The sequence below is a fragment of the Candidatus Skiveiella danica genome (genome assembly GCF_022705245.1).
Lineage (GTDB): Bacteria > Pseudomonadota > Gammaproteobacteria > Burkholderiales > Burkholderiaceae_C > Skiveiella > Skiveiella danica.
The window spans coordinates 361-631 of record NZ_JAKJEW010000135.1 but is presented as its reverse complement, the minus strand read 5'-3'; the positions used below and the strand labels follow the sequence as shown (position 1 = coordinate 631).

Genomic DNA, 271 nt, shown 5'->3' with positions numbered 1-271 from the left:
GGGGAGGCCCTCGCCATGACCGACACCATGCCGCGCCCGACGATGGTTGCGGGACAGTTCTATCCAGCGTCCCCACGCACTTTGGCTCAGGCCGTGCGCACCTTTATGGACACCGCCACGGTCGAGCCCGCGCCCGAACGGGTCCGGGCCCTGGTCGTACCCCACGCAGGTTATGTGTATTCGGGCCAGACGGCCGGGTTCGCCTTCCGCCGTATCGAGGGGAAACGCCCGTCGCGCGCCGTGCTGCTTGGGTGTTCGCACCGCTACCCGA

General features: G+C 68.6%; 1 protein-coding gene. It reads left to right on the top strand.

The window, feature by feature from the left end:
- Positions 1-15: 15 nt before the first annotated feature.
- A partial coding sequence (amrB, locus tag ACMUOY_RS20520; RefSeq protein ID WP_413894565.1) for an AmmeMemoRadiSam system protein B occupies positions 16-271 on the top strand: 256 nt, incomplete at its 3' end.